The organism is Stenotrophomonas sp. FR024, from assembly GCF_047500745.2.
Taxonomy (GTDB): Bacteria; Pseudomonadota; Gammaproteobacteria; order Xanthomonadales; family Xanthomonadaceae; genus Stenotrophomonas; species Stenotrophomonas maltophilia_A.
In genome coordinates this window covers 24032-42984 of record NZ_JAXAXM020000003.1, presented here as the reverse complement: position 1 = coordinate 42984, position 18953 = coordinate 24032, and the positions used below count along the sequence as shown (strand labels likewise).

Genomic DNA, 18953 nt, shown 5'->3' with positions numbered 1-18953 from the left:
GCGCGCTCAGGCAACCAGCGCGCGGGTGGTCTCTACATACTGCTGCAGGCGCTGGCGGGCGCTGCCGTTGGCGATGGCGGCACGGGCGCGGGCCAGGCCGTCGCCGATGTCGCTGGCCACGCCGGCCACGTACAGCGCGGCGCCTGCGTTCAGGGCCACGATGTCCAGCGCCGGGCCGGGGGTGTTGTCCAGCACCGCACGCAGCATGGCAATGGACTGCTCCGGGCCATCCACGCGCAGGTTGCGGCTGGCCGACATGGCGATGCCGAAGTCTTCCGGGTGGATCTCGTACTCGCGTACCTTGCCGTCGCGCAGCTCGCCCACCAGGGTACCGGCGCCCAGCGAGATCTCGTCCATGTTGTCGCGGCCCCAGACCACCATGGCGCGCTCGGTGCCCAGCTCGCGCAGCACGCGTGCCTGGATACCCACTAAATCCGGGTGAAACACGCCCATCAGCACCGACGGTGCGCTGGCCGGGTTGGTCAGCGGGCCAAGGATGTTGAAGATGGTACGCACACCCATCTCGCGGCGGACCGGCGCGACGACCTTCATCGACGGGTGATGGATCGGCGCGAACATGAAACCGATGCCGGTCTGTTCGATGGCCGCGGCGACCTGCGCCGGCTGCAGCTCGATGGCCGCACCCAGTGCTTCGACTGCATCGGCGCTGCCGGACTTGGACGACACGCTGCGGTTGCCATGTTTGGCCACGCGCGCACCGGCCGCAGCGGCGACGAACATCGCGCAGGTAGAGATGTTGAAGGTGTGCGAGCCATCGCCGCCGGTGCCGACGATGTCGACCAGGTGGGTGCTGTCGGCCACCGGCACCGCCAGCGCGAATTCGCGCATCACCGTGGCCGCCGCGGCAATCTCGTCGATGGTTTCCTTCTTCACGCGCAGGCCGGTGAGGATGGCGGCGGTCATCATCGGCGACACGTCGCCGCGCATGATCTGCCGCATCAGGTCGACCATTTCGTCGAAGAAGATTTCGCGGTGTTCGATGGTGCGTTGCAGGGCTTCCTGGGGGGAGAAGCTCATGGGAATGCTCCTTGGATCAGGCCGCCGGACGCTGCAGGAAATTGCGCAGCAGGGCGTGGCCATGTTCGGTGAGGATGGATTCGGGATGGAACTGCACGCCTTCCACCGGGAACTGGCGGTGGCGCAGGCCCATGATCTCTTCGATCGAGCCGTCGTCGTTCTCGGTCCAGGCGGTCACTTCCAGCACATCGGGCAGGCTGTTCTTGTCCACCACCAGCGAGTGGTAGCGGGTGGCCTGGTAACGGTCCGGCAGGCCGGCGAACACGCCCTTGCCTTGATGGCGGATGGGCGAGGTCTTGCCATGCATGATGTTGCCGGCGCGGATGACCGTACCGCCGTAGACCTGGCCGATGCCCTGGTGGCCCAGGCACACGCCGAGGATCGGCGTGGTCGGGCCCAGGCGCTGGATGAGTTCCAGCGACACGCCCGCTTCGTTGGGCGTGCACGGGCCGGGCGAGATGACGATGCGCTCAGGCTTCTGCGCGGCGATCTCGTCCACGCTCATCGCATCGTTGCGCACCACCTTGACCTCGGCGCCCAGCGTCTGCAGGTACTGCACGAGGTTGTAGGTGAAGCTGTCGTAGTTGTCGATCATCCACAACATGGTCAGGTTCCGTCGCTTATCAGGAAAATGGCGTACACGTTTTCGGTGTAGGTGATGGGGCCGGCTTCGATGGATTCGCGCAGGCGTGAGCCAGTGGTCTCGATCATGTCCATCTGCGCCGCAGGTGACGGCGGCGATGGCGGTGTCACCATGTCGTCGCTTCTGGGCCAATTGCCCGCCTGCACGCCATAGGCGAAGTTCGGCGCCACATCGGAGATGCTGTACAGCCCGCGCAGCTTCGTGCCGTAGGCATTGGCAAGGCCCTGCGCGGATTGGCGCGTCGACGCGGCGGCCTCACCCTTGAGTTCGCGCCGCAGCGCCACTTCGCCCGAGTAGGTCGGGGCCACGCTGCTGACCTGCAGGTTCTCGTTGGCCTTCAGTGCACCCAGCACGTCCTGCATCGCCTTCACGCTGGCGAAGCTGGCACGCAGCTGGCGCGACACGCGGGTGCCGACGAAGACCTGCCGGTTCTGCTCATAGCGCGTGGCCGGGCCGATCCGCAGATTGTCCGCACGCACGCTGCCCTCCACCGCCTTGTGCTGCTTGAACAGCGCCAGCACGCGCGCGACGTTGTCCTGCACGCGGCGGCGCGCGGCGTCGGCATCCATGTCGGTCTCTTCGATGTTCAACTGCAGGCCGAACCGGTCCGGCATCACCTCGCGGCGCGCCTCGCCCTTCACCAGCAGGTGCGGCTGCGAGGGAATGGTATTGGCCTGCGCCCACGCAGACGGGGCCATCGTGGCCAGCAGTGACGACCACAGCAATGCGCTCAGCAGCTTCATGCGGTACTCCTTGTCTTGAACGGGAACGGCGGAACGACCACGGCGCAGCGACCGTGGTGAGGCAGGCTTACAGGCCCTTGGCGGCCTGGGCGACGGCGCGGAACAGCGCGCGGCCCTTGTTCATCGTCTCGTCCCATTCCTTGTCCGGGTCCGAGTCGTAGACGATGCCGGCGCCGGCCTGCACATACAGGCGGCCGTCCTTGATCACGGCGGTGCGGATCGCGATCGCGGTATCGGCATCGCCGTGCCAGCCGATGTAGCCGATGCTGCCGGCGTAGACATTACGCTTGATCGGTTCCAGCTCGCGGATCACTTCCAGCGCGCGGATCTTCGGCGCACCGCTGACCGTACCGGCCGGGAAGGTGGCACGCAGCACGTCGGCATAGCTCAGGCCCGGCTGCAGCTGCCCGGTCACTTCGCTGACGATGTGCATGACGTGGCTGTAGCGCTCGATCACGAACTGCTCGCCCACTTCCACGGTGCCGGCCTTGGACACGCGACCAGCATCGTTGCGGCCGAGGTCGATCAGCATCAGGTGCTCGGCGCGCTCCTTCGGATCGGCCAGCAGCTCGGCTTCCAGCGCCAGGTCCTGTTCGACAGTGGCACCGCGCGGCCGGGTGCCAGCGATCGGACGCACCGTCACTTCGCCATCCTGCAAACGCACCAGGATTTCCGGCGAGGAACCGACCACCTGCAGGTCGCCGACATCAAGGAAATACATGTAGGGCGACGGGTTCAGTGCACGCAGCGCACGGTACACATCCACCGGGCGCGCTTTGAACGGCACGCTCAGGCGCTGGCTCAGCACCACCTGGAAGATGTCGCCGGCACGGATGTATTCCTTGCTGCGCTGGACCGCATCGACGAAGCCTTCGCGGGTGAACCCGGAGACGAAATCGGACTCGTCCAGCACGTCGCTGTTGAGCGGTGCGGGATAGCCGGCCCCCGGTGCGCGCAGCTTGGCGGTCAACGCATCCAGGCGTGCCTGGGCCTGCTCGAACGCACCCTCGACACGCGGGTCGGCATGCACGATCAGGTACAGCCGGCCCTTGAGGTTGTCGAACACCGCCAGCTCGTTGGAGTCCAGCAGCAGGATGTCCGGCGTGCCCAGCTCGTCGCGGCCTGCCGGCGGAGCCAGGCGCGGTTCGATGTAGCCGATGCACTCGAAACCGAACCAGCCGACCAGGCCGCCGGTGAAGCCCGGCAGGCCTTCCAGCTTGGGCACCGAGTGGGGGGGGGGGCGCGCCTCGACTTCGGCGAACGGGTCGGCCACCTCGCGGGTGTCCACCACCTGGCCGTCTTCGCGCACGGTCAGCGTGTGGCCATGGAAGGCATACACGCGGCGCGCCGGCAGGCCGATGATCGAGTAACGACCAAAGCGCTCGCCGCCTTCGACGGATTCAAACAGGTAGGTATTGGGGCCGTCGGCGAGCTTCAGATAGACCGAAAGCGGCGTGTCCAGGTCGGACAGCACTTCACGGACGACGGGAATATGGGTGTGGCCTTCAGCGGCCTGCAGCTGAAACTGAGCGTGCGAGTTCAAGACGACTTTCCTTCCGGGACACAGCGTTATGGGGGCGGACGACGGCAACGGGCCACCATCGCCACCAACGGCGTGCGGAAGAAAGGGTATGCGGGGTCGTCAGGCTGGACACCCCTTGACTGTATCGCAGCCGGGGCGGGAGGGGAACCCCGTCGCGGCGTCGCGGTTCATTCGGCCATTAGCCCATCCGCCGGGCGTTCTCCTGGGCCTCCAGCCCCTGTTGCTGGGCCAGTCCGGCTGCCGTCGCCTGTTCGCGACCGGTGTTCAGGGCGTCAACCTGCGCCGTACTCACGGCCAGCGGCTGGGCCATGCCGGCCGCCACGTCCACATGCGCATGTCGGCGGTGGGCCGCCTGCAGATCCGGGGTGTCGATCGCGAATGCCCGCGTGCGGTCGTCACTGAGCAGCACATGGGAGATGGCCTGCAACCCTTCGCGCTTGGCCTGCGCAGCCAACGCCCCGGCCAGCTGATCGCTCTGCAGGTTCGGGATGCGGCCATGTGCCACATCGAGGCCGTGCACGCCGGTCTGCGCGCCCTTGAACAGATGGAAATCGATGTGCCCCGGATCGTTCAGCGCGGGCATCTTCGCGCCCCCCTCCTGCAGCTGCGCATGCGGCCGCCCAAGCAGCTTGCGCGCGGCCGCCTCCTGGCTCGCGATTGCCGCGTCGAGACTGGGGTTCATCGTCTCGCTCATGCCATGCCGGTCCACCGACTCCCCCATGGTGGCACTGCCGCGCCCGATCACCCACGACGTCTTGGCCAGGTTGACCAGGTTCTGCGGCAGTGCCGGCGTGGGCAGGTGCGTGGCAATGCCCTTGTTGGCCATCGCGCCCAGCCCGACGGTGCCGGCCAGCACGGCCGGCGCCTGCGAGGTCAGCCCGGTGATCTGATGGCTGCTCCAGTTCATGCCCATGTGGAAAGTCGCGCCGTACACGGCATAGCCGTTGCGCAGCCCATTGGCCACGCCATGCACGCCCTGCTGCAGCTGGCCGCCCAGATGATGGCCGCCGGCACGGATGCGGCCGGCATCCGCCGCCGCTTCACGGGTGGCTTCACGGGCCTTGGTTTCGTGTTGATTGCGCGCCGCATCACCGTGCTCACGCATCTGTCTGGCCATGTCGTCGGCACCGAGCGCACCCAGCACGCTGGCCCCGATGTTCCAGCCGTAACTGCCCTTGGCCTGCACGCGGTGGCTGACCGATTCGACCAGACCCTGCAGCTCGCGACCCTTGGCAATGACCGTCGCACCGCCTTCGATGCCCACCCGCATGCTCTTGCCACCGTAGTCGACCACGGTGCCGATCGCATTTCCCTGCAGGGTCGACGCACGCTCGACGGCCACGCCGGACAAGCTCATGCCCCGGCCCGCCAGCGCGCCGACCTGCTCGACATGTTCACCGGCAACCCGTCCGGCACGCATGCCGCGCGCACCTGCGATCAGCACCTCGGCCAGCGGGCCACCGTATTCGGCAAGCTGGCTTGGCGCTTCTCGATGACGGCGATCCACCACCTTTCCGTTCACTTCGGTCTTGGCGTCCAGCAACAGTTCCATCCTGCCCGCGGCCACCGGAACATTGCGCAATGCCTCTGCCCCGGATTTCGACGCCAGCTGGTCAACCAGCTGGGCCGTGGCCGTCTGCGCACCCGCCGGCATCATCTCCTGCAGCTTGCGGGTAACCATCTGCTGCACGCCGGGCTGACGCAGCAGCTGGCTGGTCTCGCTGGCCAACAGGCCAAAGCCCTGCCGGTGATGCTCGTTGAGCCGCTTCAATCCATTCTGCACATCGTTGAGCACTTCACCCGACGTCTGGTAGGTGTGCACCGTGTCGCGCGTGTTGAACACCGGCAATCCGTGGGATTTCGCGTAGCGATCGGCGGTGGCCGGATGCAGCCCGGCCGAATTGAAGGTGGTCGCACGTACACCGGTAACCGCCGAAGCGGCAGAGGCCATGCCGCCGCCAAGCGAATGACCGGCGAGTTCAAACTGGGTACCAGAGGTCTTCAAGCGACTCGCCAGTGCCATGGCCCGATCGTAGTAGTCACTCTGCATGCCTACGCCCTGGCGTCCATTGTTGAGGAAATCCTCGCCTCCGGATTCACGCCGCCCGCCTTTCGCCCGGGGATCGATGATTTCGCCCGTTGAGCCCTTGAACACCAGCACAGGCTTGGCGTCATCACCGAACACCCTTTTGTCCGGAATGTAGATCTCTGCGCGAAAACCCGAGTCGTTCGGCCGCATCAGCTTCTTCAGGTCGGCCGCTCCCAGGCTGATGCCCGCCGCTTTGAGCGTGTCCGGGTCGGTCACGGCACTGGCGCGCGTCCACCCGACCGGCGGCTCACCTTTGCCCTTTGCCGAGGCATACACATCACCAGCAAGCGAACCCAGCTCGCGGGCGTGATAGGTCTCGCGCAAGCGCGCCGCCTCGGTGGCATGTCCACCTCCCTGCAGTTGCTCGACCAGGTGCTGCTGCGCCTGGACGCTCTTGGCGCGGGCCTGCAACAGGCGTTCCTGCTGCTCGGGATCGTGACCGCTCATGGCAGACTCCATTGCTCATCAGTGAAGACACGGTCATCCAGGACCTGCTGGAATGACCACAGCCAACGCTATCATCCCCCGAACGCGTCCATGTCAAGGGATCACATGCACCGTCACCCTCACAGTTCCTTTACGCCATTTTCCTGCCTGGCGCTGATGCTGCTGATGCTGCTGAGCGCCTGCGCGCGCACGTCTTCACATGGCGCGGAGCGCTATTTCGAGGGCAAGGCACTTGAACTGGCCATCGCCGCCGAACAGGGTGATGCAGCGACGATCACGCGCCTGATCAAGACCGAAGGCGTGAACCCCGACAAGGAGTTCTCGAAGCAGGATGGCATTCCGCTCATCGCGTGGCCGTTGCGCGCACAGAACCTGGAAGGCCTGCGCGCGATGCTCGACAACGGCGCCGACCCGAATGCACGGCGTATTGAAACGCTGGACGGCGAGACGTTCCGCCACAACAACGCCATGGTCTATGCCGCGAAGATGGACGATCCGCGCTACCTGGCCCTGCTGCTGGATCATGGCGGCGACCCGGACACGCGCACCTCCAACACCGAAACGCTGCTGTTCCAGGCTTTCATTTCCGGCAACCTGTGGAAGAACATCCAGCTGCTGGTGGAGCGAGGCGCGCACGTCAACGAATCCAACATCGGCCAGGCCGATACCGTTCTCAGCTGGTACACCGGCCGTGGCGGCTTCGAGCAGGCTTACTGGCTGCTTGAGCATGGTGCGGACCCCACGATTGCATCGCCGTCATCGGCGCAACCGGGCGCGCCCGATCGGATGGCCATGGTCGAAGCCATCTACTGGGAAATCACCACACCGGACCTGCTGCCCTGGCAGAAGAAGTGCCAGCAGTGGCTGATCGATCACGGCATTGCCCGGCCGCCGCTGCCGCAGTACATCCGCGAGAAGCGTGAAGCATTCGGGTTCCCGGCGAAGGAGCAGGACATCCCCCCGTTGTAGGACTTCCGGTCCGGCTCAGCGCGGCTCGGACAACAGGGCACAGCCCACGGGCAGGTGCATCCGCACCCTGCCCGGCACGCACGCGATGCGGAACTGGCGCGCCTGTACCGGTTCGCCGTCCAGGTTGAGCGTCAACGGACGCTCGGATTCCACCTGCAGCCACGACAGGCGCGCGCGCGTCGCCAGTTGTTCCAGCGCGGCCTGGGTGCCGGACTTCAGCATCTGGCCAAGCGTGGCGGTGACTTCACCTTCCAGCTCCGGAAGCACCGTCACGTCCAGCTGCCCATCATCGATCAGCGCCTGCGGGCACAATTGCTGGCCACCACCGGCCTGGCGGCCATTGCCGATGCCGAGCGCGATGAAGTCGCCTTCCCACGCGAAATCCGGGCCCGACAGGCGCGCATGGATCGGCTCGATCCGCCCCAGCTTGGCAATGCCGGTGATCACGTAGGCCAGCCCGCCCAGCATCTTCTTCAGGCCGGCATCGGTCTCCACCGTCACCTGCGTGCCGAAGCCACCGCTGGCGAGGTTGGCGCACCACCATTGCGTGCCATCGGCGTCCACGCGCAGCAGATCGATGGCATGCGGCGTGGCCTGCCCGATCAAGGCCAAGGCCGCCTTCGGCTCGGTCGGGATGCCGGCCGCAGTCGCGAAGTCGTTGGCGGTCCCCATCGGGATCAGCGCCAGCGAGGGCAACGCATCTGCCGGCTCCTCACGATGCGCCAGTGTCTCGGCCACCGCGCTGAGCGTGCCGTCGCCACCGGCGGCCACGATCACGTCCACGCCATGATCGATCGCCTCGGCCACGTAGCGTTCGGCGTCACCGTCTTCCCAGGTCACACGCACTTCCAGCTGCACGCCCTGCCCACGCCAATGACCGACCGCGTCGCGCAGCTCGTCATTGCCTGCGGATTTTCCGTTGAGGATCAGGCGCCAGCGCGGGGTGGTCATGCGGTGCTTCCAGGACGGGGGTGGCACAGGCTAGCAATGCGCCGTTTGTCCGCAGTGAATGTCACGCAGGTGTCATTCAGCTGCTGGAGAATGGAAGGCCATAGCAGGGACGACGGATGGAGGCAGGATCAGCCTCCCACGCATGCAGCGAGGCCACGCCAGTGATTGGCGTGGCTTTTTTTTGGTGCGTAGGGAGTGCGAACCAAGGTTCGCACCCACCGGGTTGCGGTTCGCACCCACCAGGCTGCGGTTCGCACCCACCGGGTTGCGGTTCGCGCACACCGGGTGGGTAGATCCACGCCATGCGTGGATGCACTTCGCCTCAACCGTTGGCGAAATCGTGCAATGCCTGGCCCTGCAGCCGGTACACGGTCCACTCGTCCTGCGGCGTGGCGCCAGCGGCGGTGTAGAACTCGATGGCCGGGGTATTCCAGTCCAGCACCGACCATTCGAAACGACCGCAACCCTCGGCCACGGCCTGGCGTGCGATGTACTTCAGCAGCGCCTTGCCGGCGCCTGCGCCGCGCTTTTCCTGGCTGACATACAGGTCTTCCAGGTAGATGCCCTTGCGGCCCAGCCAGGTGGAGTAGTTGTAGAAATACACGGCGTAACCAATGGGCTCGCCGTCGGCTTCGCAGATCAGCGCGCGGGCCGTTGCGTCGGCGCCGAACAGGCTTTCGGCGATGCCGATCTCATCGGTCTGCACCGAATGCTCGGCCTTCTCGTAGATGGCCAGTTCGCGGATGAAATGCAGGATCAGGCCGGCATCGGCCACAGTGGCCGGACGGATGTTCAACAGAGCCATGGGCGGAAAAGGGAGACGGAGGGAATCAGGCGAGCTTAATCCCCTCCGTCCCTTTTTTGTCAGCGTGCCGCAGCGACGTTCGCGCGCATCTGCGCGATCACGTCCTGGTAGCTGGTCTTGGCGTTGAAGATGGCCGAACCGGCGACGAAGGTGTCGGCACCGGCCGCAGCGATCTCGCCGATGTTGTCGGCCTTCACGCCGCCGTCGATCTCCAGGCGGATGTCCTTGCCGCTGGCATCGATCATCTTGCGCACCACGCGCAGCTTGTCCAGCGCCGAGGGAATGAAGGCCTGGCCGCCGAAGCCCGGGTTGACCGACATCAGCAGCACCAGATCCAGGTCGTCCAGTACCCAGTCGAGGATGTCCACCGGGGTGGCCGGATTGAGCACGATGCCCGGCTTGCAGCCCAGCGAGCGGATCAGCTGGATGGTGCGGTGCACGTGGCGGCTCGCTTCCGGGTGGAAGCTGATGTAGGTGGCACCGGCTTCGGCAAAGTCCGGGATGATGCGGTCCACCGGCTCGACCATCAGGTGCACGTCGATCGGCGCGGTCACGCCGTGCTTGCGCAGCGCCTGGCAGACCATCGGGCCGATGGTCAGGTTCGGCACGTAGTGGTTGTCCATCACGTCGAAGTGGACCCAGTCCGCGCCGGCGGCGAGGACGTTGTCGACTTCCTCGCCGAGGCGGGCGAAGTTGGCGGACAGGATGGAGGGGGCGATGAGGCAGTTGGACATGGCCGGGCCTTGCAACGGTAGGAAAGAGGGTCAGCGCTTGCGCAGGGTCTTGATGCGGTCGTAGGCGGCGTTGATCCGCCGCGACTTCTGCTCGGCCTGCTGCTGCAGCTCGGGGGCCGCGCCGCCGAGCTTGTCGGGGTGGTACTGGGAAATCAGCTTGCGGTAGGCGCGCTCGACCTCGGCATCGGTGGCCTCGGAGGTCAGCCCCAGCTCCCGGTACGGGTTTTCCTTGTTCAGGCGGAACCAGTCCGAATCGAAGGCATGGCCGATCAACAGGCCGACCACCGCGCCAAACAGCGGATTGGGCCGGAACAGCAGGGCGCCGGCGATGAATCCGAGCAGTTTTCCGTACCAGCGCATGGCGCTCCGGGGTCGACCGACGAAATGGACGCTCATTTTACGTCACAGCGGGCCCGGACGGCTTTACACTAGGCCGCCCGCTGGTCAGCGGGCCCGCCGGGTCCGTTGGGCAGCAGCCGTATCGACAACGCCCCAGGAGTGCCCGTGCCAACCACGCTGTTGCAATCCGATCTCCCCGGCCTGCCCTTGCGCCATCGCGGCAAGGTGCGTGATGTGTTCGATATCCCGCGCGAGCGGCTGCCAGCAGGGACCCCGCCGGGCGACTACCTGCTGATGGTGGCCACCGATCGCCTGTCGGCGTTCGACGTGGTCCTGCCCGACCCGATCCCGGGCAAGGGCGAGATGCTCTGCCAGGTCTCCAACTTCTGGTTCGCCAAGACCGCGCACCTGATGCCCAACCACCTGACCGGCATCGACGTGGCCAGCGTGCTGCCCGAAGGCGTGGACCCGGCCCTGTACGCCAAGCGCGCGGTGGTCACCCGCAAGCTGAAGCCGGTGCCGGTGGAAGCGATCGCCCGCGGCTACCTGATCGGCAGCGGCTGGAAGGACTACCAGCGCACCGGCAAGGTCAGCGGCATCGACCTGCCCGACGGCCTGCGCCAGGCCGAGCAGCTGCCCGAGCCGATCTTCACCCCCTCGACCAAGGCCGCCGTGGGCGACCATGACGAGAACATCGATTTCGATGCGATGGTGAAGCAGGTCGGTGCCGAGATGGCCGAGCGCGTGCGCGATGCCACCCTGCGCATCTACAAGTTCGCCGCCGAATACGCCCGCGAGCGCGGCATCATCCTGGCCGATACCAAGTTCGAGTTCGGTACCGACGCCGATGGCCGCCTGTACATCATGGACGAGATGCTGACGCCGGATTCCTCGCGTTACTGGCCGGCCGACGAGTACGAAGTGGGCACCAGCCCGCCGAGCTACGACAAGCAGTTCGTGCGCGATTACCTGGAGACGCTGGACTGGGGCAAGACCGCCCCGGGCCCGACCATCCCGGCCGAGATCATCGAGCGCACCCGCGCCAAGTACGCCGAGGCGCTGCAGCGCCTGGCCGGGATCAGCGTCGACTGATGCCCTGCGCCCCACGCCGGTCTGGCTGGGGGCGTTCTGAATGCGGTACTGCCGGCCGCTGGCCGGCAACCTCGCGAACCTGCAGCCAGGCATGGCCTGGCTCTACTGCCGGTTGCCTGGGGGTAGTGCCGGCCGCTGGCCGGCAACCTCGCGAACCTGCAGCCAGGCATGGCCTGGCTCTACTGCCGGTTGCCTGGGGTAGTGCCGGCCGCTGGCCGGCAACCTCGCAAGCCTGCAGCCAGGCATGGCCTGGCTCTACTGCCGGTTGCCTGAGGGTAGTGCCGGCCGCTGGCCGGCAACCTCGCGAACCTGCAGCCAGGCATGGCCTGGCTCTACTGCCGGTTGCCTGGGGTAGTGCCGGCCGCTGGCCGGCAGCCTCGCGAACCTGCAGCCAGGCATGGCCTGGCTCTACTGCCGGTTGCCTGGGGTAGTGCCGGCCGCTGGCCGGCAGCCTCGCGAACTCGGCTATGCTCTGGATTGCCGGCCAGCGGCCGGCACCACCGTTGTCCGAGGAAGCAACGCAGCATGCAGACATCCACCGAGCTTGCGCGGCCGATCGACCGCTATTTCGCCAGCTACTCCGACGACCACCGCAATCTGATCAACCAGCGCATCCACGTGGTGGCGGTGCCGGCGATCCTGTGGTCGGTGGTGGCCCTGCTGTGGTGCCTGCCGCCGCTGATCACCTGGTTCCAGTACGGCATCTGGTCGGCGTTCGCGATGTTCAGCGCCTGGTGCTTCTACAACAAGCTGTCGCGCCCGCTGGGCATCGGCATGCTCATCCAGTTCTTCGTATTCGGCTGCCTGTGCAGGCTGCTGGAGGCCGAGATCGGCCTGCACAACCTGTTCTGGCTGGCGGTGGGTGTATTCGTGGTGGCCTGGATCGCGCAGTTCATCGGTCACAAGTTCGAGGGCCGCAAGCCCAGCTTCCTGACCGACCTGACCTACCTGCTGATCGGCCCGGCCTGGGTGATGGCCAAGTTCTACCGCAAGCTCGACTGGCGCTACTGACCTGCCCGTGGCCGACGCTGCCCCTCGTTTCCTGAACGGGCAGATTCCGTCACCCGCACTCCACGACGGCCCTGCCAGCCTGCACCGGTGATCCGTTCCCCATCGCCCGCCCGTCGACGGCAGCCCCTGTGCGACAGGGCCTGCGGTCTCCCTGCGTCGGCGTAGGGTGTCCCCCGAGAGCAACCGGGGAGGGACCGCAGCAAAGTGATGCTGCGCTGCAGAAAAAATGAATCAGCGGACGTTACCTGCAATTGATCGCTGTTCGATGGGTTTCGGCGACATTTCGCAGCCTGTTATCCTCCCTGACCTGCTCGTGAATCATGGATTCCCTGCATGCTCCCCAGCCTGCCCCTGCTGCTGGCCCTGCCGTTCCTGATGGCAGCGGCTGTTGCGGCCTTCCCCCGTAGTTCGCGCTCGACTGCTGCCTGGCTGGCGGCGCTGGCGCCGTTGGGCGGACTGGCCATCCTCGGCTGGCTGACTCCGTCGGTGCTCGACGGCCAGGTCGTGCAGACGATGGTCCCTTGGCTGCCGCAGATCGGTCTGGACTTCACCCTGCGCCTGGACGGGCTGGCCTGGATGTTCGCCGGGCTGGTGCTCGGCATCGGCGCGCTGGTGGTGCTGTATGCGCGCTACTACCTGAGCCAGCAGGACAACGCCCACCGCTTCTACTGCTACCTGCTGCTGTTCATGGGCGCCATGCTGGGCATGGTGCTGTCGGGCAACCTGCTGTTGCTGATGATTTTCTGGGAAATGACCAGCATCAGCTCGTTCCTGCTGATCGGCTTCTGGTCGCACCGCCAGGACGCCCGCGAAGGCGCACGCATGGCGCTGGTGATCACCGGCGGCGGTGGCCTGGCCCTGCTCGGTGGCGTGCTGCTGATCGGCCGCATCGTCGGCAGCTTCGACCTGGATGTGGTGCTGGCCGCCGGCGAGCAGATCCGCGCCAGCGCGCTGTACCCGTACGCACTGTTCCTGGTGCTGGCCGGCATCTTCACCAAGAGCGCGCAGTTCCCGTTCCACTTCTGGCTGCCGCACGCGATGGCGGCGCCGACCCCGGTCTCTGCCTACCTGCACTCGGCCACCATGGTGAAGGCCGGTGTGTTCCTGCTGGCGCGGCTGCACCCGGCACTGGCCGGCAGCGACCTGTTCTTCTACACGGTCAGCGGCATCGGCGCGCTGACCCTGCTGATCGGTGCCTGGAATGCGATCTTCCAGCACGATCTGAAAGGCCTGCTGGCGTACTCGACCATTTCCCACCTGGGCCTGATCACCCTGCTGTTCGGCCTGTCCACGCCGATGGCGGTGGTGGCCGGCGTGTTCCACATCCTCAACCACGCCACCTTCAAGGCCTCGCTGTTCATGGCCGCCGGCATCATCGACCACGAAACCGGCACCCGTGACATGCGCAAGCTGGGTGGCCTGCGCAAACTGATGCCATTCACCAGCGCGCTGGCGATCATCGCCTCGCTGGCGATGGCCGGCATCCCGTTGCTCAACGGCTTCCTGTCCAAGGAAATGCTGTTCGCCGAAGCGCTGACCGCCGGTGGCGGCCCGGGCGCGATGCGCACGGCCGTATCGATCGCGGCGCTGCTGGCCGGTGTGTTCGGCGTGGCCTACAGCCTGCGCTTCGTGCACGACACCTTCTTCGGCCCCGGCCCGCACGACCTCGACCGCGTGCCGCATGAGCCGCCGCGCTGGATGAAGGTGCCGGTGGAACTGCTGGTGGTGATCTGCGTGGCGGTGGGCATCGCCCCGGCACTGACCGTGGCGCCAGTGCTGCATGCCGCTGCGGCCTCGATCCTCGGCAACGCCATGCCCGAGTACAGCCTGGCCGTATGGCACGGCTTCAACCTGCCGCTGGCGATGAGCGCGATCGGCGTGGTCGGTGGCGTGGCGCTGTACTTTGGCCTGCGCAAGCTGATCAACCTGCACGGGGTGGAAACCCGCACCACCGGCCGCAACGTGTTCCATGCGCAGCTGGATGCCCTTTCCGCGCTGGCCATGCGCCTGACCAACGGCATCGCCAATGGCAGCCTGCAGCGCATGCTGCTGGGCCTGGTGCTGGTGGCGATCGCGGTCGCCGCCGCGCCGTTCGTGGCCAACCCGGCCTCGCCGAACTGGACCGCGCCGCAGCCGATCCCGCTGCTGGGCTGGGTGCTGTGGCTGGTGATGATGGCCTGCGCCGTTGCCACCCTCCGTGTCTACAAGCAGCGCCTGCTGGCGGTGCTGCTGGTCGGCGGCGTCGGCCTGATGGTGGCGCTGACCTTCGTGTTCCTGTCCGCACCGGACCTGGCGCTGACCCAGCTGCTGGTGGAGATGGTGACCCTGGTGCTGATGCTGCTGGGCATGAACTACCTGCCCGCGCAGTCCGGGCCGGAGCGGCCGCGCTGGCGCAAGCGCCGCGATGCGGTGATCGCGATCATCGCCGGCGCCGGCCTGGGTGCACTGGCCTATTCGGCGATGACGCTGCCGCCGAACACCATGGCCGGCGAGCTGCTCGCCCGCGCCCTGCCCGAGGCCTATGGCCAGAACGTGGTCAACGTGATCCTGGTCGACTTCCGCGGCTTCGATACCTTCGGCGAGATCACCGTGTTCGGCATCGCCGCACTGGTGGTGCATGCGCTGCTGCGTCGCACGCGGATGGCGCCGGAGCAGATCATGCCCGGCCCGCCGATCAAGCTGCCGGTGCCGGCCGACCTGGCGCAGATCATGTTCCCGCTGACGCTTACCGTATCGATCTTCCTGTTCCTGCGCGGCCACAACGCGCCGGGCGGTGGCTTCATCGCCGGCCTGGTGCTGGCGGTGCCGCTGCTGATCCAGTACGTGATCCAGGGCACCGCGTCGGTGGAGTCGCGCTTCGGCTTCGACTACATCCGCTGCATCGGCATGGGCCTGTTGATCGCCCTGCTCAGCGGCAGCGCGTCGATGCTGTTCGGCGTGCCGTTCCTGACCAGCGGCCACCTCGACCTGCACCTGCCGCTGATCGGCGACGTGCCGCTGGCCAGCGCGATTGGTTTTGACATCGGCGTCTATCTGGTGGTGTTCGGTGGTGCCATGCTGATGCTGTCGATGATGGGCACGATCAAGCCGTCGCGTACCCGCACTGCCCGCAAGGGTGAGATCGACCTGCAACGCCGTTCGGCACGCACCGGGGAGATGCACTGATGGAACTGGCCCTGGCTACCGCGATCGGCGTACTGACCGCCATCGGCATCTACCTGCTGCTGCGTGCGCGCAGCTTCGATGTGATCCTCGGCATGACCTTCCTGTCCTACGCCACCAACCTGCTGATCTTCGCCGGTGGCCGCGTGGTGCTGGGCAAGGCACCGGTGCTGCAGGAAGGCGTGGACAGTCACCTGGGCAACTACACCGATCCGCTGCCACAGGCGCTGGTGCTGACAGCGATCGTGATCGCCTTCGCGATGACCGCGGTCAGCATCGTGCTGGCCATGCGCAGCCGCAGCGACAACCACAGCGACCACGTGGACGCCCACGAGCCGGATGACGACCTGCAGGATGAGCGCATGCCGCCGCGCCAGGGCGAGGACCGCGCATGAACCACCTGGTGATCCTGCCCATCCTGATTCCGCTGCTGGGTGCTGCACTGTCGCTGTTCGTCGAACACCGCCGCTATGGCCCCAAGGTGCAGCGCGCGGTGGCCTGGACTGCGCTGTCGGCGCTGGCGCTGGCGGTGGGCCTGCTGTTTGCCACCACCGCCACTGGTGAGATCAACGTCTACCTGCTCGGCGACTGGCCGTCGCGTCTGGGCATCGCGCTGGTGGCCGACCGGCTGTCGGCGTGGATGCTGCTGACCACCCTGCTGCTGGCCATTCCCTGCCTGCTGCATGCCTGCTCGGGCTGGGACCGTCGTGCACCACACTTCCATGCACTGTTCCAGTTCCAGCTGGTCGGCCTGAATGGCGCATTCCTGACCGGCGACATCTTCAACCTGTTCGTGTTCTTCGAGGTGATGCTGATCGCCTCCTACGGCCTGCTGCTCAGTGGCGGCCGCGGCCTGCGCATGCGCATCGGCCTGCACTACGTGGTGTTCAACGTCACCGCCTCGACCCTGTTCCTGATCGCACTGGGCCTGCTGTACGCCTCGCTGGGCTCGCTGAACATGGCCGAGCTGTCACAGCGCATTGCCGAGGTGCCGCCGGCGCAGCTGACTCTGGTAAAGGCCACGATGGGCCTGTTGCTGCTGGTGTTCTGCGCCAAGGCTGCACTGATGCCGCTGTACCTGTGGCTGCCGGAAGCCTATTCGCGCGCACCGGCCGCCGTGGCCGCCCTGTTCGCGATCATGACCAAGGTCGGCCTGTACTCGGTGCTGCGCATCCAGATGCTGTGGTTCGGCGACGATGCCGGTGCGATGGCCGGCTATGGCCGCGACTGGCTGCTGTGGGCCGGCGTGGCAACGCTGGTGCTTGGCGGCCTCGGTGCGCTGGCCGCGACCCGCCTGCGCGTGCTGATCTCGTATCTGGTGATCGTCTCGGCAGCCACGCTGTTCATCGCCTTCTCGGTAGGCACGCCGCAGGTGCTGTCCGCCGGCCTGTACTACCTGCCGCACAGCAGCTTCGTCGCCGCCGCACTGTTCCTGATTGCCGACCTGATCCGCCGCCGCCGCGGTGGCGCCAGCGACCGCAAGGAAGTAGTCGCGCCGATGCCGGGCAAGGAAACGCCGGCGGTGCTGTTCCTGATCGGCGCGGTGTCCGTGGCCGGCCTGCCACCGCTGTCCGGCTTCCTGGCCAAGGCCGCACTGCTGGCCGGCATGCCGGCGCAGTACACCGCGCCGGTGTGGACGGCAGTGCTGGTGAGCAGCCTGCTGGTGATCATGGGCCTGACCCGAGGCGGCATCCGCCTGTTCTGGCGCGTGCCGCCGGTCGAGGCCGATGCACCGAAGCCGCGCAAGGCACGCCTGCGCCGGGTCGAGCTGTACGCGGCCTGCATCCTGCTGGCCTGCGGCATCGGCATGACCCTGGCCGCTGCACCGCTGATGCGCTACACCGACGCCACCGCCGCACAGCTGCTGCACCCCAGCGAGTACGTGCAGCAGTTGCGCGCGACCACGCCGGAGATCCGCCAGCCATGACCGCCCAGCGTTCCCTGTTCCGCCGCATCATTCCCTCGCCGATGCTCAGCATCATGGTGGTGGCGTTCTGGCTGCTGATGTCCGACAGCTTCACCCTCGGCCAGTTCGTGCTGGGGCTGGTGCTGGGCGTGGTGGTGCCGCTGTTCGCCGCGCGCCTGGACCGCGAGTTCGCCCGCATCGGTACCCTGCGACCGCTGCCCAAGCTGCTGTGCGTGACCCTGTGGGACATCCTGATGTCCAACATCCGCGTTGCCGTGCAGGTGCTGGGCCCGGAGAAGAACATCCATCCGGGCTTCATCTGGCTGCCGCTGGACATCGCCAACATCCACGGCATCGCCGCGCTGACCAGCATGATCACGCTGACCCCGGGCACGGTCTCGGCCGCGCTCAGTGACGACCGCAAGTTCCTGCTGGTGCACGTGCTGCACCTGGAGGACCCGCAGGACCTGATCGATACGATCAAGCGCCGTTACGAGGCGCCGTTGATGGAGATCTTCCCATGACCGGTTTTGAAGTCATCCAGACCACCCTGGTGGTGTGCATGCACGTGGTCGGCCTGGCCATGCTGCTGGCCACCTGGCGCCTGCTGCGCGGGCCGACCGTGCCCGACCGCATCCTCGCGCTGGACACGTTGTCGGTGACCGCGATTGCCGAGCTGATGCTGTTCGGCATGTACCTCAACTCGCCGATCTACTTCGAGGCGGCGCTGATCATCGCCATGCTCGGCTTCGGCAGCACCGTGGTGCTGAGCAAGTTCGTGCTGCGCCGGGACATCGTCGAATGATCACCGCGATCCAGATCGGCCTGTCGATCCTGCTGCTGTTCGGCTGCTTCTTCATCCTGGTCGGTGCACTGGGCCTGGTGAAGCTGTCCACGTTCTTCAAGCGGCTGCACGCACCGACCAAGGCCAGCACGCTGGGCGTGGGCTGCGTGCTGGTGTGCTCGGTGTGCTACCACATCTTCCTCGGCCAGGACCCGCAGCCGCGCGAGCTGCTGATCACCGTGTTCCTGTTCATCACCGCACCGATCAGCGCGCACATGATGGCCAAGGCCGCGCTGTCGCTGCTGATGGAAACCCGCCCCAGCCTGCCCGGCAACGAGCCGGCTGCTGAAGAGCAGCTGCCGCCGCCGGAACCGGTGCGGGAAGAAGAAACCACGCAGAACCGGTGAATCCGGTAGAGGCCGACCTTGGTCGGCGCTTCGTTGCTGCGAGTGCCAACCAAGGTTGGCAGCTACCGGGTGATTGGTGGTGGGTGCCGACCGTTGGTCGGTACGGAGCCAACCGCATACACGCATGGCGTGGATCTACCGACCGCAATGCCCGGTAGCGGCCAACCTTGGTCGGCGCTTTGTTTCCCTGAGTGCCAACCAAGGTTGGCAGCTACCGCATCATCGGCGAGGTGACCGGTAGGTGCCGACCTTGGTCGGCGCTCTGTTTCCCCGAGTGCCAACCAAGGTTG

Annotated in this window: 18 protein-coding genes; 9 read left to right on the top strand and 9 right to left on the bottom strand. The window is 66.6% G+C overall.

What is annotated here, in order from left to right; all coding sequences use genetic code 11:
* Positions 1–6: 6 nt before the first annotated feature.
* From trpD to ACMZ91_RS04215, 5 genes are all read right to left on the bottom strand, one after another.
* A complete protein-coding gene (gene trpD / locus ACMZ91_RS04235) occupies positions 7–1038 on the bottom strand; it encodes an anthranilate phosphoribosyltransferase (RefSeq protein ID WP_134950634.1) in 1032 nt (343 codons plus the stop codon).
* Between the two features lie 16 nt (positions 1039–1054).
* On the bottom strand, positions 1055–1642 hold the full coding sequence (locus ACMZ91_RS04230; RefSeq protein ID WP_049424046.1) for an anthranilate synthase component II: 588 nt from the start codon (positions 1640–1642) through the stop codon (positions 1055–1057).
* A 2-nt stretch (positions 1643–1644) separates the two neighbouring features.
* Positions 1645–2424, bottom strand: a complete 780-nt coding sequence (locus tag ACMZ91_RS04225) for an SIMPL domain-containing protein (RefSeq protein WP_049461246.1) — start codon at positions 2422–2424, stop codon at positions 1645–1647.
* A gap of 67 nt (positions 2425–2491) precedes the next feature.
* Positions 2492–3967, bottom strand: coding sequence for an anthranilate synthase component I (trpE, locus tag ACMZ91_RS04220; RefSeq protein WP_495497656.1), 1476 nt, complete (start codon positions 3965–3967; stop codon positions 2492–2494).
* A gap of 178 nt (positions 3968–4145) precedes the next feature.
* Positions 4146–6503, bottom strand: coding sequence for a Tle-like phospholipase domain-containing protein (locus ACMZ91_RS04215; protein WP_134950636.1), 2358 nt, complete (start codon positions 6501–6503; stop codon positions 4146–4148).
* 105 nt (positions 6504–6608) lie between these two features.
* Between ACMZ91_RS04215 and ACMZ91_RS04210 the strand changes: the two genes are divergently transcribed.
* On the top strand, positions 6609–7472 hold the full coding sequence (locus tag ACMZ91_RS04210) for an ankyrin repeat domain-containing protein (protein WP_230080636.1): 864 nt from the start codon (positions 6609–6611) through the stop codon (positions 7470–7472).
* 15 nt (positions 7473–7487) lie between these two features.
* Here the strand turns inward: ACMZ91_RS04210 and yegS are convergent, their stop codons facing one another.
* The 4 genes from yegS to ACMZ91_RS04190 all read right to left on the bottom strand — a co-directional run bounded on the left by yegS (position 7488) and on the right by ACMZ91_RS04190 (position 10322).
* Positions 7488–8423, bottom strand: coding sequence for a lipid kinase YegS (gene yegS / locus ACMZ91_RS04205; protein ID WP_134950637.1), 936 nt, complete (start codon positions 8421–8423; stop codon positions 7488–7490).
* 322 nt (positions 8424–8745) lie between these two features.
* Complete coding sequence (locus tag ACMZ91_RS04200; protein WP_032127161.1) at positions 8746–9228, bottom strand: GNAT family N-acetyltransferase; 483 nt, start codon at positions 9226–9228, stop codon at positions 8746–8748.
* A gap of 59 nt (positions 9229–9287) precedes the next feature.
* Positions 9288–9962, bottom strand: a complete 675-nt coding sequence (gene rpe / locus ACMZ91_RS04195; protein ID WP_032127160.1) for a ribulose-phosphate 3-epimerase — start codon at positions 9960–9962, stop codon at positions 9288–9290.
* Positions 9963–9992: 30 nt separating this feature from the next.
* Positions 9993–10322 (bottom strand): J domain-containing protein, encoded by a 330-nt coding sequence (locus ACMZ91_RS04190; RefSeq protein WP_005411327.1) that lies wholly within the window; start codon positions 10320–10322, stop codon positions 9993–9995.
* A 144-nt stretch (positions 10323–10466) separates the two neighbouring features.
* On the opposite strand from ACMZ91_RS04190, the gene ACMZ91_RS04185 reads away from it, so the two are divergent.
* The 8 genes from ACMZ91_RS04185 (at position 10467) to ACMZ91_RS04150 (ending at position 18663) form a co-directional block, all read left to right on the top strand.
* On the top strand, positions 10467–11393 hold the full coding sequence (locus ACMZ91_RS04185; RefSeq protein WP_032127159.1) for a phosphoribosylaminoimidazolesuccinocarboxamide synthase: 927 nt from the start codon (positions 10467–10469) through the stop codon (positions 11391–11393).
* 525 nt (positions 11394–11918) lie between these two features.
* Complete coding sequence (locus ACMZ91_RS04180; RefSeq protein ID WP_032127158.1) at positions 11919–12404, top strand: Mpo1 family 2-hydroxy fatty acid dioxygenase; 486 nt, start codon at positions 11919–11921, stop codon at positions 12402–12404.
* A 333-nt stretch (positions 12405–12737) separates the two neighbouring features.
* Positions 12738–15569 (top strand): monovalent cation/H+ antiporter subunit A, encoded by a 2832-nt coding sequence (locus ACMZ91_RS04175; protein ID WP_149908974.1) that lies wholly within the window; start codon positions 12738–12740, stop codon positions 15567–15569.
* Positions 15569–15961 carry a Na+/H+ antiporter subunit C gene (locus ACMZ91_RS04170; protein ID WP_049401674.1) on the top strand — a complete coding sequence of 131 codons (393 nt, stop codon included), beginning with the start codon at positions 15569–15571 and terminating at the stop codon, positions 15959–15961. Before ACMZ91_RS04175 ends, ACMZ91_RS04170 begins: the two co-directional genes overlap by 1 nt.
* Complete coding sequence (locus tag ACMZ91_RS04165) at positions 15958–17493, top strand: monovalent cation/H+ antiporter subunit D (protein ID WP_277779212.1); 1536 nt, start codon at positions 15958–15960, stop codon at positions 17491–17493. The genes ACMZ91_RS04170 and ACMZ91_RS04165 overlap by 4 nt, the downstream gene beginning before the upstream one ends.
* Positions 17490–17996 carry a Na+/H+ antiporter subunit E gene (locus tag ACMZ91_RS04160; protein WP_032127154.1) on the top strand — a complete coding sequence of 169 codons (507 nt, stop codon included), beginning with the start codon at positions 17490–17492 and terminating at the stop codon, positions 17994–17996. The genes ACMZ91_RS04165 and ACMZ91_RS04160 overlap by 4 nt, the downstream gene beginning before the upstream one ends.
* Positions 17993–18277 (top strand): K+/H+ antiporter subunit F, encoded by a 285-nt coding sequence (locus ACMZ91_RS04155; RefSeq protein ID WP_005411334.1) that lies wholly within the window; start codon positions 17993–17995, stop codon positions 18275–18277. The genes ACMZ91_RS04160 and ACMZ91_RS04155 overlap by 4 nt, the downstream gene beginning before the upstream one ends.
* Positions 18274–18663, top strand: coding sequence for a Na+/H+ antiporter subunit G (locus ACMZ91_RS04150; protein ID WP_049401677.1), 390 nt, complete (start codon positions 18274–18276; stop codon positions 18661–18663). The genes ACMZ91_RS04155 and ACMZ91_RS04150 overlap by 4 nt, the downstream gene beginning before the upstream one ends.
* Positions 18664–18953: the final 290 nt, after the last annotated feature.